Here is a 13,586-nt window from a genome sequence, read left to right as displayed (position 1 = left end):
GCGCCAGCCGTCAAAGCGCGGCTCGGCCTTCAGCTTCTCGACCAACTGACCCCAGCGCTCGGCGGGCCAGGACTTGCCCGGCTGGTGCGCGATCGGCGCGAGCGCGATGATCGGGCCTTCGCCCGGCTCGGCGGCCAGTTGCGGGTCGATGATCGCGGCCGCTTCGGCGCGGGCCTGAGCGTCGAGGAAGATTTCCGGGTCCAGCGGCGTAGCCGCCCCCATCAGGCGCGACACCATCTCGACCTTGCGCAGGCCGGTCTCCCAGCGGCGGTTGTAGACGACGCGGCGCTTGGCCGGGGTCAGCCAGGCGAGCGCCGAGCCGCGAATGTCCACGACCATGTCCCACTGCGTGCCGCGCACCTGCTTCCACAGATCGACCCAGTGTCCAGCGGCTTTCTTCTTGTCGAGGATGATGACGCGCTCGACGTTCGGCGCCGAGCGGAAGAAGGGGGCGGGCGGACGGCCGCAGGCGACGGTGATCTGAACGCCCGGCAGCTGGCGCGCGATCTCGCGGATCACGCCCGAGGAGATGACGCAGTCGCCGATCCGGTTGGAGCTGACGAAGAGGGCTTTGGGTGCGGACAAGCGGGGGCTCTCGCGGCCTGTGAAGAGACCCGGTCTCTGCTAAAGCCATTCCGCGAGGAATGACAGTCCGAGGAGTTTCCGATGTCCGACGTCCAGACCCTGAACCGCCCCGACGGCGAGACGCTGGCCTTCAAGGCGGTCGAAGGCGGCGGCCCGACCGTGGTCTGGATCGGCGGCTTCCGCTCGGACATGGAGGGGACCAAGGCCCTGGCCCTGGACGCCGCCGCCCGCCAGCGCGGCTGGAACTATGTGCGCTACGACCACTTCGCCCATGGCGTCTCTTCAGGCGACTGGAACCAGGCCACCATTGGCCGCTGGCGCGAGGACGCAATCGCCCTGATCGACAGCCTTCAGGGGCCGGTGATCCCGGTCGGCTCATCCATGGGCGGTTGGGTGGCCCTGCTGGCGACGCTGGCGCGCCCCGACCGGGTCAAGGGCGTGGTGCTGGTCAATCCGGCGCAGGACTTCACCGAAAAGCTGATGTGGCCGGGACTGGCCGACCACGAGCGTCAGGCCATCCTGCGCGAAGGCGAGACGGTCATCACTGAGGAAGGTCTGGGCTCCTACGTCCTGACCCGGCGGATGTTCGAGGAGGCGCGCGACTGGCTGCTGCTGGACGGTGTGATCGACATCAGTGCACCGGTTCATGTGCTTCAGGGCCGCGCCGACGACGTGGTGCCGTGGCGCCATCAGGTCGAACTGGCCGAGCGCCTGAGCGGCGGCGACCTGCGCCTCGACCTGATCGAAGGCGGCGACCACCGCCTGTCCAGCCCTACAGATCTGGAGCGGCTGGTGGAAGCGGTGGAGGCGATGCGGGGCTGAGCCCGCATCGCCGCGACAGCGGATCAGCCCATCACAGGATAAACCGACTCAGGTCGACGTTCTTGGCCAGGTCGCCAACCTTTTCACGCACCTTGTCGCCGTCGAAGGTCAGGGTCTGGCCCGACAGATCCGAGGCCTTGAAGCTGGTCTCTTCCAGCACCCGCTCCATCACCGTCTGCAGACGGCGCGCGCCGATGTTCTCGACGGTGGAGTTGGCGGCCACGGCGGCGTCGGCCATGGCCTCGACCGCGTCGTCGGTGAAGACCAGCTCGACCCCTTCGGTCGCCAGCAGGGCCTGGTTCTGACGGATCAGATTGGCCTCAGGCTCAGTCAGGATGCGCTTGAAGTCGTCGCGGGTCAGGGCCTTCAGCTCGACCCGGATCGGCAGGCGGCCCTGCAGTTCCGGCAGCAGGTCCGACGGCTTGGCGACGTGGAAGGCGCCCGAGGCGATGAACAGCACATGGTCGGTCTTCACCGGTCCGTACTTGGTCGAGACGGTCGTCCCCTCGATCAGGGGCAGCAGGTCGCGCTGAACCCCTTCGCGCGACACGTCGGCGCCGCCGCCGCGATCCTGACGCGCCGCCACCTTGTCGATTTCGTCCAGGAAGACGATGCCCTCGTTTTCGGCCAGCAGCAGGGCTTCCTTGGTCAGGCTTTCCTGATCCAGCAGCTTGTCGCTCTCCTCGGTGACGAGGGGCGCCAAGGCGTCGCGCACGGTCAGCTTGACCGTCTTGGTGCGGCCGCCGCCTATCTTGCCCAGCATCTCCGACAGGTTCAGCAGGCCGACGTTGCCGCCGCCGCCCGGCATGTCCAGCCCTTGCAGCGGCGAGGTCGTATCGGCCAGGGCGATCTCGATCTCCTTGTCGTCCAGTTCGCCGGCGCGCAGCTTCTTGCGGAAGGCGTCGCGGGTGGCGGGCTGCGAGCCGGGGCCGACCAGAGCGTCCAGGATGCGTTCCTCGGCCTGACCTTCGGCGCGGGCCTTGACGCCCGAGCGGCGCTTGTCGCGGACCATGACCAGGGCGCTCTCGACCAGGTCGCGCATGATCTGATCGACGTCGCGGCCGACGTAGCCGACCTCGGTGAACTTGGTCGCTTCGACCTTGAGGAAGGGCGAACCCGCCAGACGCGCCAGACGCCGGGCGATCTCGGTCTTGCCGACCCCCGTCGGGCCGATCATCAGGATGTTCTTGGGCGTGACCTCGTCGCGCAGGTCGTCGGGCACGCGCTTGCGGCGCCAGCGGTTGCGCAGGGCCACCGCCACGGCGCGCTTGGCGTCGTCCTGGCCGACGATGAAGCGGTCCAGTTCGGAGACGATTTCGCGGGGAGACAGATCGGTCATGGTTCAGGGGGTCCAGAAATACGCGCATCAGGCGCTCAAGCAGCGAGCCGCCGCGCGGCGAGCGATAGCGCCCTACAAACTCTCGATGGTCAGATTGCCGTTGGTGTAGACGCAGATGTCGGCGGCGATCTTCATCGCCTTGCGGGCGATCTGTTCGGCGTCCAGCTCGGTGTTCTCGTCGATCAGGGCGCGGGCGGCGGCCAGCGCATAATTCCCGCCCGAGCCGACGGCAGCCACGCCGTATTCCGGCTCCAGCACGTCGCCGACCCCGGTGACGGTCAGGATGGTGTCCTTGTCCGCCACCAGCAGCATGGCCTCCAGACGGCGCAGGTAACGGTCGGTGCGCCAGTCCTTGGCCAGTTCGACGCAGGCGCGCGCCAGCTGGTCCGGATACTGCTCCAGCTTGGCTTCCAACCGCTCGATCAAGGTCAAGGCGTCAGCCGTGGCTCCAGCGAACCCGGCCAGCACCTTGCCGTTCGCCAGGGTTCGCACCTTGCGCGCCGCGCCCTTGACGATGGTCGGCCCCATGGAGACCTGGCCGTCGCCGGCGATGACAGTGCGGCCGTTCTTGCGCACCGCCAGGATGGTGGTGCCGTGCCAGTCGGGGAAGTTTGAGGCGCTCGTGTTCATGGCCGCTGACATGGCGAAGCACGCCGTCCGCCGCAAGATCAGGCTTTGTCGCAACCGGCGGCCCCGCCCGGAAAGCCTAGCCATAAGCAATTCTTAATCGCGCCATGAAAGGTGAACCGCCCTCGGTTGAGCCGCCGCCTTACCCATTCGCAAGGCGGAGGCCGCGTCTTGTATTTTGAGTTCCCTTGCCCCTGCACCGCGCCATCTATGTCAGCGACGCCGTCGGCGGCGCGGCGACCAGCCTTCTGACCCTGGCGGAGATCCTCGGCGAGTCCGAGCGCAACAATCGCCGCGACGGCCTGACCAGCGCCCTGATGCGCCATGGCGGTCGCTTTCTGCAGATCATCGAGGGCCGCCGGGCCGACATCGACCGCCTGATGGACCGGCTGCGGATCGACCCGCGTCACGAGAACCTGCGCCTGTTGTCCGACATGGCCGTCGCCGGCCGCCGGTTCGGCGATTGGCCCATGATCCTGGCTGAGCTGACGCCCGAGGCGGCCCGGCTGCTGGGCGGCGAGACCCTGGATCAGCTCAGCCCCGCCCGCGCCGAGGCCCTGCTGGCGCTCGCCGTCAGGGCCGCCCCCGTTCCCGCCTGACGCATCCGCCCGACTGCGCTAGACAGTCGGCGTGACCCAATCCTCCGCCCCTCTCGCCCCCGTGCGCTTCTCCGACGAAGAGGTCGAGCGCTACGCCCGCCAACTGGTGCTGTCCGAGATCGGCGGCCCCGGCCAGCAGGCGCTGAAACGCGCCCGCGTCCTGATCGTTGGCATGGGCGGAGTGGGCAATCCGGCCGCCCTTTATCTGGCCGCCGCCGGGGTCGGGACGCTGGGCCTGATCGACGACGACACGGTCGCCCTGTCCAACCTGCAACGCCAGATCGCCTTCACGACCGCAGATTCCGACCGCGCCAAGGTCGAGGCGGGCGCTGAACGTCTCAACGTCCTGAACCCGCACGTGACCGTCCAGACCTTCAACCAGCGCGTCACGCCGGACAGCGCGGCGGCGCTGATGCAGGATTTCGACCTGGCGCTGGACGGCACCGACGACTTCGAGACGCGGCTGGCCGTCAACGCCGCCTGCGTGGCGGCGGGCAAGCCGCTGGTGTCGGGCGCCCTGGGTCGTTGGTCGGGGCAGGTGGCGGTGCTCGAGGGCCGGCCCTGCTATCAGTGCCTGGTGCCCGAGATCCCGCCCGACGCCGAGACCTGCGCCCGCGTCGGCGTGGTCGGCGCCCTGGCCGGCGTCATCGGCGCCATGGCGGCGCTGGAGGCGATCAAGCTAATCACCGGCGCGGGCGAACCGCTGACCGGCCGCCTGATGCTCTACGACGGTCTGGCCGGAACCAGCCGGGTGGCGAAGATCGCCGCGGACCCGGCCTGCCCCGTCTGCGGGTCAAGACGCGGCGACTAGAGCATCGCCGGGATGACGCGGTCCGGCGGACGGTGGCCGTTCTGCCAGGTCATGATGTTGGCGATCACGCGGTCGCCCATGTCCTGACGCGCCTCGATGGTCGCCGAACCAAGGTGCGGCAGCAGCACCACGTTCGGGCGGCCGATCAGGCCGGGGTGCACCTTTGGCTCGTTCTCGAACACGTCCAGACCGACGCCGAACAGGGCGCGGCGGTCCAACGCCTCGGCCAGGGCCGCCTCATCGATCAGTTCGCCGCGCGCGGTGTTGACCACGATGGCGTGCGGCTGAAGGCGCGCCAGACGCTCGGCCGACAGCAGGTGGTGCGTCTCCTTGGTCGCCGGGCAGTTCAGCGAGATGACGTCCATCCGCGCCAGCATCTGGTCCAGATCGTCCCACCAGGTGGCGCCCAGCTCCTCGGCGATCATGTCCGGGACGGGCTTGCGGTTGTGGTAGTGGACCTGCATCCCGAAGGCCTTGGCGCGACGGGCCAGGGCCTGGCCGATGCGGCCCATGCCGACGATGCCCAGACGCTTGCCCCACAGCTTGCGGCCGCACATCCAGGTCGGGCTCCAGCCCTCGAAACGACCGGCCTCGACCACGCCCGCGCCTTCGACGATGCGACGGCTGACCGCCAGGATCAGGCTCATGCCCAGATCGGCCGTGTCCTCGGTCAGGACGCCCGGCGTATTGGTGACGATGATCCCGCGCCCGACGGCGGCGTCGATGTCGATGTGATCCACGCCCGCGCCGAAGTTGGCGATCATCTTCAACTGCTGGCCTGCGCCTGCGATCAGTTCGGCGTCCAGGTGGTCGGTGATGGTCGGCGCCAGCACATCGGCCCGTTGCAGGGCCGCGGCCAGTTCATCGCGCGACATGGGCCGGTCGGTCAGGTTCAGCTCGGCGTCGAAAAGTTCGCGCATCCGCGTTTCGACGGCGTCAGGCAGGCGTCTGGTTAATACGACCTTAAGCTTGCGAGCAGACATAGGGGACCTGGGTTTTCCACGGGCGGCGCCCGTTCGGAACGGGTCGATATTCGGTGTCTAGCAAAGCTGCGGTCAGGTTCAAAAGGGCGCCTCGCGTCGCGGCCCTCGCCGCTGTCCTCATGACCGGCGTTCTGTTGGCGGCGGGCTCGACCATGCCCGACGGCCGCCCGACCCCGACGGGACTGGAGGTGCCGCGCTGGGTGACGCTGAAGTCGTCGCAGGTGCGGGCGCGCCAGGGACCGGGCCTCGACTACCGCATCCTGTGGGAATATCGCGCCGCCGGCTTGCCGGTTCAGGTGATCGCCGAGACGCGCGAATGGCGCAAGATCTGCGACCCGGAAGGGTCCGTCGCCTGGATCCACCGCACCGTCGCCTCGGGCCGCCGCAGCGTCTTCAACCGCTCGAACGAAGCGGTGCCGATCCGCACGGGCCGGTCCGAGACCGCCTCCGTCCGCGCCCTTTTGTCGCCGAACGCCCTGATCCCCCTGGACGAGTGCGAGGACGGCTGGTGCCGGGTGCGAGCGCGCAAACTGCGCGGCTGGGTCGCCGAACGCGCCGTCTTCGGCACGCAGGAACGGGCTCTGTGCAACGCCGCCCGCCCCGCCGGCGCCGGCCGCACCTCCTGATCTCATATAGTGACGGCATGGTTGAGCGCGGCCTCAGGGTCGTGTAACCCGCCAGCAACACCTTTCGGAGCCGATTTCCCTTGAGCCAGTCGCAATATCCGTCGTCGTTCGATCACGAAGGCCTGCTGGCCTCGGGCCGAGGCGAGCTGTTCGGTCCGGGCAACGCCCAGCTGCCGGCCCCGCCCATGCTGATGTTCGACCGGATCAAGACCATCAGCGCCGACGGCGGCGACTACGGCAAGGGCTATGTCGAGGCCGAACTCGACATCAACCCGGACCTCTGGTTCTTCCAGTGCCACTTCATCGGCGATCCGGTCATGCCGGGCTGTCTGGGTCTGGACGCCATGTGGCAACTGGTCGGCTTCTACCTGGGCTGGATCGGCGGCCCCGGCAAGGGCCGGGCGCTGGGCGTTGGCGAGGTCAAGTTCACCGGCCAGGTGACGCCGGACGTCAAGAAGGTGGTCTATAAGGTCCACCTGAAGCGCGTCATCAACCGCAAGCTGGTCATGGGCATCGCCGACGGCGTGCTCGAGGCCGACGGCGAGGTCATCTATACTTGCGCCGATATGCGCGTCGGCCTGTTCGGCGGCGCGGCTCCGGTGGAACCGGACGCCGCCTGACCCCACTTGATGGATAGCCGCGGCCAACGCGGCGTCCGCAGACTTTGTAGGATTGGAAACACCATGCGGCGTGTCGTCGTCACCGGACTGGGCATCGTCTCTTCCATCGGCACCGGCCAGGATCAGGTCGCGGCCTCCCTGCGCGACGCCAAGTCGGGCGTCCAGCACGCCGCCGACCACGCCAAATACGGCTTCCGCTCGCAGGTCTGGGCGCCGCCGGCCCTGGGCCATACGGCCGAGGACTGGGCGCCTCTGGTCGATCGCCGCGCCGCGCGTTTCCTGGCCAACGGCACGGCCTGGGCGCACATCGCCTTTGAAGAGGCGCTGAAGGACAGCGGCCTGTCCGCCGACGAGATCAAGAACGAACGCATCGGCCTGATCGTCGGCGAGGGCGGCCCCTCGACCCAGGTCATCCTGCAGGCGGCGGCCACCACGGTCGAAAAGGGCTCGCCCAAGCGCGTCGGCCCCTTCGCCGTGCCCAAGGCCATGGCGTCCGGCCCCTCGGCCGTGCTGGCCACCTGGTTCGAGCTGAAAGGCATCAACTATTCGATCAGCTCGGCCTGCGCGACCAGCGCCCACTGCATCGGCGCGGCCGCCGAGCAGATCGCCTGGGGCAAGCAGGACGTGGTCTTCGCCGGCGGCTGCGAGGACATCGACTGGTCCATGTCGAACATGTTCGACGCCATGGGCGCCATGTCCTCCAACTTCAACGACACGCCGGACAAGGCCAGCCGCGCCTATGACACGACGCGCGACGGCTTCGTCATCGCCGGCGGCGCCGGCATCGTGGTGCTGGAAGAATACGAACGCGCCGTGGCGCGCGGCGCGACCATCTACGCCGAAGTCACCGGCTATGGCGCCAACTCGGATGGCTACGACATGGTGGCCCCCTCGGGCGAGGGCGCCGAGCGCTGCATGAAGATCGCGCTGGAGATGGCCGGCAATCCGAAGATCGACTACCTGAACCCGCACGGCACCTCGACGCCGGTCGGCGACCTGAAGGAGATGGGCGCAGTGCGCAACGTCTTCGGCGACGCCATGCCGATGATCTCCTCGACCAAGTCGCTGACGGGCCACTCGCTGGGCGCGGCGGGCGCGCAGGAAGCCATCTACTGCCTGTTGATGATGAAGCACGGCTTCGCGGCCGAGAGCGCCCACATCGAGAACCTGGACCCCGAGTTCGAGGGCATGCCGATCCTGCGTCAACGCCACGACGGTGAACTGAAGCATGTCATGTCCAACAGCTTCGGGTTCGGCGGCACCAACGCCACCCTGATCCTGTCCAAGGTCTAAGCTTCACCGATCGGGAAAATACGAAGCGACACGAAAACGCCCCCATTCGGTCCTTCGCCCGCCCGGAACGGCGCGCACACATGCATCATCGGCCCGTCGGAGTTCGGAAAAGTCCCGGATCCTGAACAGCCCCCCCCAGCCCCCTGGATTTTTCCGCTTAGGGCTTCGGCGGGTCGATGCTTCCTCCAAGCGACGCCCGCGCCTGCCCCTCCTCCCCCTCCCCGGCAGCGCGGGCGTTTTGCTGTCTGCTCCCCTATTCGACGCACAAGACTTCGCCCGCGCGACGCCGGGTCACGCGGGCGATTCCAACAAGCCTTCAAATGAGTGGGATCAGGCCGGCAGGTCGATCTCGACCCGTTCATTGTCACGCAGCACGATGACCGGCACGACCGCCTCGCCCGCCGCCTGAAGCCGCTGGGCCAGATCCCTCATGTCCGCGATCTCGGCGCCGTTCGCCTGAACCACCACATCACCGGCCTGGAAGCCGGCGGCGGCGGCGGAAGACCCGGCCTCGACCACCGCGATCTGAGCCCCGCGCCCCGAAGCCGGATTGCGCACCGTCAGGCCGCGCGCCATGGCCGCCTGCGCGCCGACACGCACCGGCGCCGGATCGGACGGCTCGATCGTCAGCCGAGTGGAGGCCTCACGGCCGTCACGCAGATAGACGACCGGCATCTGGGTTCCGGCGCGGGCGATGCCGACCGTGGCCTGGACCGAACCGGCGTTGGCCACTGGGCGGTCCTGGATGCGCGTCAGCACGTCGCCGGCCTTCAGCCCCGCCTTCTCGCCCGCCGAGCCCGGCTCGACGTCATAGACCACGGCGCCGCGCACGATGTTCAGCCCAACCTCGCGCGCGCGCTCGGCCGTCAGGGAGCCCAGGCCCAGGCCGACGCGGCCGCGCTTGACCTCGCCGGTGGCGCGCAGCTGATCGACCACGAACATCATGATGCGCGTCGGCACGGCGAAGGCGATGCCGTCGTTGCCGCCGCCGAAACCGCCCGACAGGATGGCCGTGTTGATGCCGATTAGGCGGCCCCGGCTGTCCAGCAGCGGCCCGCCCGAGTTGCCCGAGTTCACCGCCGCGTCTGTTTGGATGTAGTCCTCGATGGCGTCGCCCATGCCCGAGCGGTTCAGGCCCGAGATGACGCCCATGGTCAGGGTCTGATCCAGGCCCAGGGGATAGCCGACCGCGAAGGCCAGGTCGCCGCTGCGCAGGGTGTCGGAATCCACCGTCGTCACCTGCGACAGGCCGGTGGCGTCAATCTTCAGCACGGCGATGTCCGTCGCCTTGTCGGCGCCGATCAGGGTAGCGTCGAACAGGCGGCCATCGATCAGGTCGACCGTGAACTTCTGGCCGTTCTCGATGACGTGGTGGTTGGTGACGATGATGCCTTCACGCGCGTCGATAATGACGCCCGAGCCGCCCTGCGAGGGCTTGGGGTTGTTCGCCGAACTGGGGCCGCGCGACTGGCCCAGGGTCGTCACCTGGACTACGGCGGGCAGGCTTTCCTCCAGGCCTGCGGCGAAGGTGAAAACGCCGCGCCGGGCGTCATAGGGCATGGCCGCGACAGGCGACTGGACAGCCGTCGAGGCTGCACTCCCCATCGCCGCGCCAAGAGGCGCAGCCTGGGCCATGCCGCTGAAGCTGAAGATCGCCAGGGCGGCGCCGGCCAGCAGGCTGTGTTTCGTCATTCCGGTTTCCTTCAGGCGCCGACCGCCTTCGGCCGACAGACAGGCGAGCATCGCCGCCCCGCAGGCGAGACAAACGCACGACAACGGCAAAGGATCGTCGCGTCGCGCGTTTTCTGCAACGCTTGTCTCAGAAGGCGGCTTCGCCCGTGATCGCACGGCCCAGGATCAGGGCGTGGACGTCGTGCGCCCCCTCATAGGTGTTGACCGTTTCCAGGTTCATGGCGTGGCGCATGACGTGCAGTTCGCCGGTGATTCCGGCCCCGCCGTGCATGTCGCGGGCCTCACGCGCCACGGCCAAGGCCTTGCCGCAGTTGTTGCGCTTCATCAGGCTGATGGCCTCGGGCACCCAGGCGCCGGTGTCCAGCAGGCGGCCCAGGGCATAGGCGCCCTCGAAGCCCAGGAAGATCTCGGTCTGCATGTCGGCCAGCTTCTTCTGCACCAGTTGGCGCGACGACAGCGGGCGGCCGAACAGGGTGCGCTCGGCCACATAGTCGCGGCTGGCGTGGAAGCAGAACTCGGCCGCGCCCATCGCGCCCCAGGCGATGCCGAAGCGCGCCTTGTTCAGGCAGGAGAACGGCCCGCGCAGCCCCTGGACGCCCGGCAGGAGGTTGGCCTCCGGCACGAAGACTTCGTTCAGGCCGATGTCGCCCGTCACCGAGGCGCGCAGCGACAGCTTGTCGCCGATCTTGCCCGTGGTGAAGCCGTCGAAGTCGCGCTCGACGATGAAGCCGCGAATGACCCCGTCCAACTTGGCCCAGACGATGGCCAGGTCGGCGATGGGCGAGTTGGTGATCCAGTATTTGCCGCCGTTCAGACGATAGCCGCCGTCGACCGCGACCGCCGTGGTCTTCATCGAGGCCGGGTCCGACCCCCCGTCCGCCTCAGTCAAGCCGAAGCAGCCGACCAGCTCGCCCGCCGCCATTTTCGGAAGGAATTTAAGCTTCTGCTCTTCGGAGCCGAAGGCGTAGATCGGATACATGGCCAGCGACGACTGCACCGACATGGCCGAACGATAGCCGCTGTCGATCGCCTCGACCTCGCGGGCGATCAGGCCATAGGCGACGTGCGACGCTTCGGAGCCGCCGTACTGTTCCGGCAGCATGGCGCCCAGGAAGCCCATCTCGCCCATCTCGGTCATGATCGCGCGATCGAACACCTCGTCGCGGAAGGCGGCGACGACGCGCGGCAGCAGGGCCTCACGCGCATAGGACCGCGCCGCGTCCTGCACCATCCGCTCCTCATCGGTCAGACGGCCCGTCAGGTCGAAGGGGTCTTCCCAGCGGAAAGTTTGGGCGGAAGTGGTCTTGCCGTCGGCCATCGGTCGTCCTTTTAGATCTCGGCAGGGGCCTCACGCGGGGTTGAAGCGGCGTGACGAAGCGCCCCCTGTTGCTACGGCGGGTTTAGGCCAGAATGCGGCGGCCGGGTAGAGGGACCGGCGCGAACACGCTAGGCTGTCTTCATGTCGAACGCTTTCAACCGCCTGTTCCGCGATCACCCGCGTGAGGTCGACGAGACCTATCTCGAACATATGGCCGCGTCGTCGCGTTTCGGCTTCAAGCTGCTGCGCCTGGCGGGGTGCGCCTTCATCCATGCGGTGACGCCCGGTCTGCACAAGACCACGGTGTCCGACGCCATTCGCGGCATGGCCCACGACATGGGCGGCCGCGCCGCAGAGGCCCGCGAATGCCGCATGCGCGACGCGGGCGTCTGGGACGTCGGCCTCTAGCCCCTGACGCGCACTCAGTCTGGCGTCTGGGTACGGCTGTAGAAGCCCGAGATGTCGGAGCCCATGCCGCAGAAACGACCGGCGGCCGTGCTGTCCTCGACGAAGGCGCCTTCCGGTCCCACACGCACCGTAACGACCGGCGCATCGGCGCCGATGTCGGCCGCCGGCAGTTCGTTCAGCTCGCCCTCGAACGGGATCAGCTTGGCGTGGATGACGTCGTCGCGGTCCTGGGCGCCGCGCGCCTGAAGCTCGCAATCCGCCGCCGTGGCCCCGCCGTTCGGAACGCCCCCGGCGCGGATCACCACGCGCCATTCGTCGCCTTCCTCGATCAGCTTGAGGTCGGCCTGGGCCGGATCGGTGCGGCGGAAGTCGGCGCTTCTCTCGGCGGCGGGGGCCGTTGCGGGCGTCACCGGAGCCGCCTCGACGGCAGGCGCTGCGACAGGCGCTTCCGCCGGAGCCGGTCCGCAGGCCATGAGAACGGCCGCCAGGCCCAGGCCGGACGCAGGGATCAGATTGAAGCGCAAACGAAACTCTCCATTTCAGGGGAAGACGAGAAGCTCTGTCATTTCCGCCGCGCCCGTCAAGCCGTCAGCCCATTGCGCCGTTCACGCTCGCCCACAGCCATGCGACGCCGGACAGCAGCAGGATCGCCGCGATCAGCGCCAGGCCGACCCATTGCAGACCGCTGAGACGACGCGGCAGGCTGGTTCCGGCGAAACCGCCCGCCGTGGCGGCGACCACCAACGCCAGCCCCCGCGACGCCGTTCGTGACGCCGGATCAGCCCGGTCCAGATCATCGCCCTCATCCGTCGCGAACTCGCCCGCCCCCGCGCGCGCCAGCAGATCACGCGCCTGTTCCATCTGATCCGCCCGCCCCATCAGCCGGATGCCCAGGGCGCGCTGCATCAAGGGGTCAACCGTGGTCTGGAACCGCTCGGTCACCGACACCTCGATGTCGTGCGACGACAGGAAGGCGGCGGCCAGATCGGCCTCATAGACGTCTTGATAGCGGGCGATCTCGACCAGGCTCATGGCGTCAGCCTAACACGCCTGCGAGGCGCGCAATTGAAAACGGCGGACCCGAAGGCCCGCCGTCGTCAGTCGTTCGCGTCGCGCGGACCTTACAGGTCCAGCAGGGCGCGCGCCGGATCTTCCAGCAGTTCCTTGATGCGGACCAGGAAGGTCACGGCTTCCTTGCCGTCGACGATGCGGTGATCGTAGCTGAGGGCCAGGTACATCATCGGGCGGATCTTGACCTCGCCGTTGATGGCCATCGGGCGCTGCACGATGTTGTGCATGCCGAGAATGCCCGACTGCGGCGCGTTCAGGATCGGCGTCGACATCAGCGAGCCGTAGGTGCCGCCGTTGGTGATGGTGAAGGTGCCGCCCTGCATCTGATCCATGGTCAGGGCGCCGTCACGGGCGGCCTTGCCCAGGGCGCCGATGCCCTTCTCGATGCCGGCCAGCGACAGGGCGTCGGCGTCGCGCAGCACCGGAACCACCAGGCCCTTGTCGGTGCCGACGGCGATGCCGATGTCGTAGTGGTTCTTGTAGATGATGTCCGTGCCGTCGATCTCAGCGTTGACGGCCGGGATTTCGTGCAGGGCCTGAACCACGGCCTTGGTGAAGAAGGACATGAAGCCCAGCTTCACGCCGTGGCGCTTCTCGAACACTTCCTTGTACTGGGCGCGCAGGGCCATGACGTTGGTCATGTCCACCTCGTTGAAGGTGGTCAGCTGGGCGGCCGTGTTCTGGGATTCCTTCAGGCGACGGGCGATGGTCTGACGCAGGCGCGTCATCTTCACCCGCTCTTCGCGCGGCTGATCGGCGCGCGGCGCGGCCGGGGCGGCGGCGGCGGGCGCG

Annotated in this window: 16 protein-coding genes; 7 read left to right on the top strand and 9 right to left on the bottom strand. The window is 68.3% G+C overall.

The window, feature by feature from the left end; translation table 11 throughout:
• A partial coding sequence (locus RT567_RS07630; RefSeq protein ID WP_313575507.1) for a glycosyltransferase family 9 protein occupies nt 1–585 on the bottom strand: 585 nt, incomplete at its 3' end.
• Between the two features lie 81 nt (nt 586–666).
• Between RT567_RS07630 and RT567_RS07625 the strand changes: the two genes are divergently transcribed.
• Entirely contained in the window at nt 667–1,407 is a 741-nt protein-coding gene (locus RT567_RS07625) for an alpha/beta hydrolase (protein ID WP_313575505.1), read from the top strand.
• Between the two features lie 31 nt (nt 1,408–1,438).
• Here RT567_RS07625 and hslU read toward each other — a convergent pair whose 3' ends face one another.
• Complete coding sequence (gene hslU, locus RT567_RS07620) at nt 1,439–2,746, bottom strand: ATP-dependent protease ATPase subunit HslU (protein WP_313575503.1); 1,308 nt, start codon at nt 2,744–2,746, stop codon at nt 1,439–1,441.
• Between the two features lie 72 nt (nt 2,747–2,818).
• Nucleotides 2,819–3,388 carry an ATP-dependent protease subunit HslV gene (hslV, locus tag RT567_RS07615; protein WP_291780815.1) on the bottom strand — a complete coding sequence of 190 codons (570 nt, stop codon included), beginning with the start codon at nt 3,386–3,388 and terminating at the stop codon, nt 2,819–2,821.
• A gap of 173 nt (nt 3,389–3,561) precedes the next feature.
• Here hslV and RT567_RS07610 point away from each other — a divergent pair, with 173 nt between their 5' ends.
• Together RT567_RS07610 and RT567_RS07605 are read left to right on the top strand one after the other, a co-directional pair.
• A complete protein-coding gene (locus RT567_RS07610; protein ID WP_313575501.1) occupies nt 3,562–3,972 on the top strand; it encodes a BLUF domain-containing protein in 411 nt (136 codons plus the stop codon).
• Between the two features lie 61 nt (nt 3,973–4,033).
• On the top strand, nt 4,034–4,783 hold the full coding sequence (locus tag RT567_RS07605; RefSeq protein WP_313575508.1) for a molybdopterin-synthase adenylyltransferase MoeB: 750 nt from the start codon (nt 4,034–4,036) through the stop codon (nt 4,781–4,783).
• Here RT567_RS07605 and RT567_RS07600 read toward each other — a convergent pair.
• On the bottom strand, nt 4,780–5,766 hold the full coding sequence (locus RT567_RS07600; protein WP_313575499.1) for a D-glycerate dehydrogenase: 987 nt from the start codon (nt 5,764–5,766) through the stop codon (nt 4,780–4,782). The genes RT567_RS07605 and RT567_RS07600 overlap by 4 nt on opposite strands.
• A gap of 119 nt (nt 5,767–5,885) precedes the next feature.
• Here RT567_RS07600 and RT567_RS07595 point away from each other — a divergent pair, with 119 nt between their 5' ends.
• The 3 genes from RT567_RS07595 (at nt 5,886) to fabB (ending at nt 8,305) form a co-directional block, all read left to right on the top strand.
• Nucleotides 5,886–6,392 (top strand): SH3 domain-containing protein, encoded by a 507-nt coding sequence (locus RT567_RS07595; protein WP_313575497.1) that lies wholly within the window; start codon nt 5,886–5,888, stop codon nt 6,390–6,392.
• Nucleotides 6,393–6,472: 80 nt separating this feature from the next.
• Complete coding sequence (gene fabA, locus RT567_RS07590) at nt 6,473–7,012, top strand: 3-hydroxyacyl-[acyl-carrier-protein] dehydratase FabA (RefSeq protein WP_125899477.1); 540 nt, start codon at nt 6,473–6,475, stop codon at nt 7,010–7,012.
• A 63-nt stretch (nt 7,013–7,075) separates the two neighbouring features.
• Nucleotides 7,076–8,305 (top strand): beta-ketoacyl-ACP synthase I, encoded by a 1,230-nt coding sequence (gene fabB / locus RT567_RS07585; protein ID WP_292057389.1) that lies wholly within the window; start codon nt 7,076–7,078, stop codon nt 8,303–8,305.
• A 330-nt stretch (nt 8,306–8,635) separates the two neighbouring features.
• On the opposite strand, the gene RT567_RS07580 is transcribed toward fabB, so the two are convergent.
• Nucleotides 8,636–9,997, bottom strand: coding sequence for a trypsin-like peptidase domain-containing protein (locus tag RT567_RS07580; RefSeq protein ID WP_313575495.1), 1,362 nt, complete (start codon nt 9,995–9,997; stop codon nt 8,636–8,638).
• A gap of 127 nt (nt 9,998–10,124) precedes the next feature.
• Nucleotides 10,125–11,315 carry an acyl-CoA dehydrogenase gene (locus RT567_RS07575; RefSeq protein WP_313575493.1) on the bottom strand — a complete coding sequence of 397 codons (1,191 nt, stop codon included), beginning with the start codon at nt 11,313–11,315 and terminating at the stop codon, nt 10,125–10,127.
• Nucleotides 11,316–11,456: 141 nt separating this feature from the next.
• Between RT567_RS07575 and RT567_RS07570 the strand changes: the two genes are divergently transcribed.
• A complete protein-coding gene (locus RT567_RS07570; RefSeq protein ID WP_087141815.1) occupies nt 11,457–11,723 on the top strand; it encodes a DUF6356 family protein in 267 nt (88 codons plus the stop codon).
• Nucleotides 11,724–11,737: 14 nt separating this feature from the next.
• Here the strand turns inward: RT567_RS07570 and RT567_RS07565 are convergent, their stop codons facing one another.
• The 3 genes from RT567_RS07565 to odhB all read right to left on the bottom strand — a co-directional run.
• The gene (locus RT567_RS07565) at nt 11,738–12,247 is read right to left on the bottom strand and encodes a hypothetical protein (RefSeq protein ID WP_313575491.1); all 510 of its coding nucleotides are present in this window, start codon (nt 12,245–12,247) and stop codon (nt 11,738–11,740) included.
• A 64-nt stretch (nt 12,248–12,311) separates the two neighbouring features.
• Nucleotides 12,312–12,755 carry a hypothetical protein gene (locus RT567_RS07560; RefSeq protein ID WP_313575489.1) on the bottom strand — a complete coding sequence of 148 codons (444 nt, stop codon included), beginning with the start codon at nt 12,753–12,755 and terminating at the stop codon, nt 12,312–12,314.
• An 89-nt stretch (nt 12,756–12,844) separates the two neighbouring features.
• On the bottom strand, nt 12,845–13,586 hold a 742-nt coding region (odhB, locus tag RT567_RS07555), incomplete at its 5' end, for a 2-oxoglutarate dehydrogenase complex dihydrolipoyllysine-residue succinyltransferase (protein WP_313575487.1).

This window comes from Brevundimonas sp., assembly GCF_032107865.1.
In the GTDB taxonomy this organism is placed as follows: Bacteria; Pseudomonadota; Alphaproteobacteria; order Caulobacterales; family Caulobacteraceae; genus Brevundimonas.
The sequence above is the reverse complement of the archived record's forward strand: the minus strand, read 5'-3'. Positions and strand labels throughout refer to the sequence as shown.

Coding starts and splice junctions, on each gene's coding strand:
- RT567_RS07625 (WP_313575505.1), top strand. CDS start 667: ATGTCCGACGTCCAGACCCTGAACCGCCCCGACGGCGAGACGCTGGCC.
- hslU (WP_313575503.1), bottom strand. CDS start 2,746: ATGACCGATCTGTCTCCCCGCGAAATCGTCTCCGAACTGGACCGCTTC.
- hslV (WP_291780815.1), bottom strand. CDS start 3,388: ATGTCAGCGGCCATGAACACGAGCGCCTCAAACTTCCCCGACTGGCAC.
- RT567_RS07600 (WP_313575499.1), bottom strand. CDS start 5,766: ATGTCTGCTCGCAAGCTTAAGGTCGTATTAACCAGACGCCTGCCTGAC.
- RT567_RS07595 (WP_313575497.1), top strand. CDS start 5,886: ATGACCGGCGTTCTGTTGGCGGCGGGCTCGACCATGCCCGACGGCCGC.
- fabB (WP_292057389.1), top strand. CDS start 7,076: ATGCGGCGTGTCGTCGTCACCGGACTGGGCATCGTCTCTTCCATCGGC.
- RT567_RS07580 (WP_313575495.1), bottom strand. CDS start 9,997: ATGACGAAACACAGCCTGCTGGCCGGCGCCGCCCTGGCGATCTTCAGC.
- RT567_RS07575 (WP_313575493.1), bottom strand. CDS start 11,315: ATGGCCGACGGCAAGACCACTTCCGCCCAAACTTTCCGCTGGGAAGAC.
- RT567_RS07570 (WP_087141815.1), top strand. CDS start 11,457: ATGTCGAACGCTTTCAACCGCCTGTTCCGCGATCACCCGCGTGAGGTC.
- RT567_RS07560 (WP_313575489.1), bottom strand. CDS start 12,755: ATGAGCCTGGTCGAGATCGCCCGCTATCAAGACGTCTATGAGGCCGAT.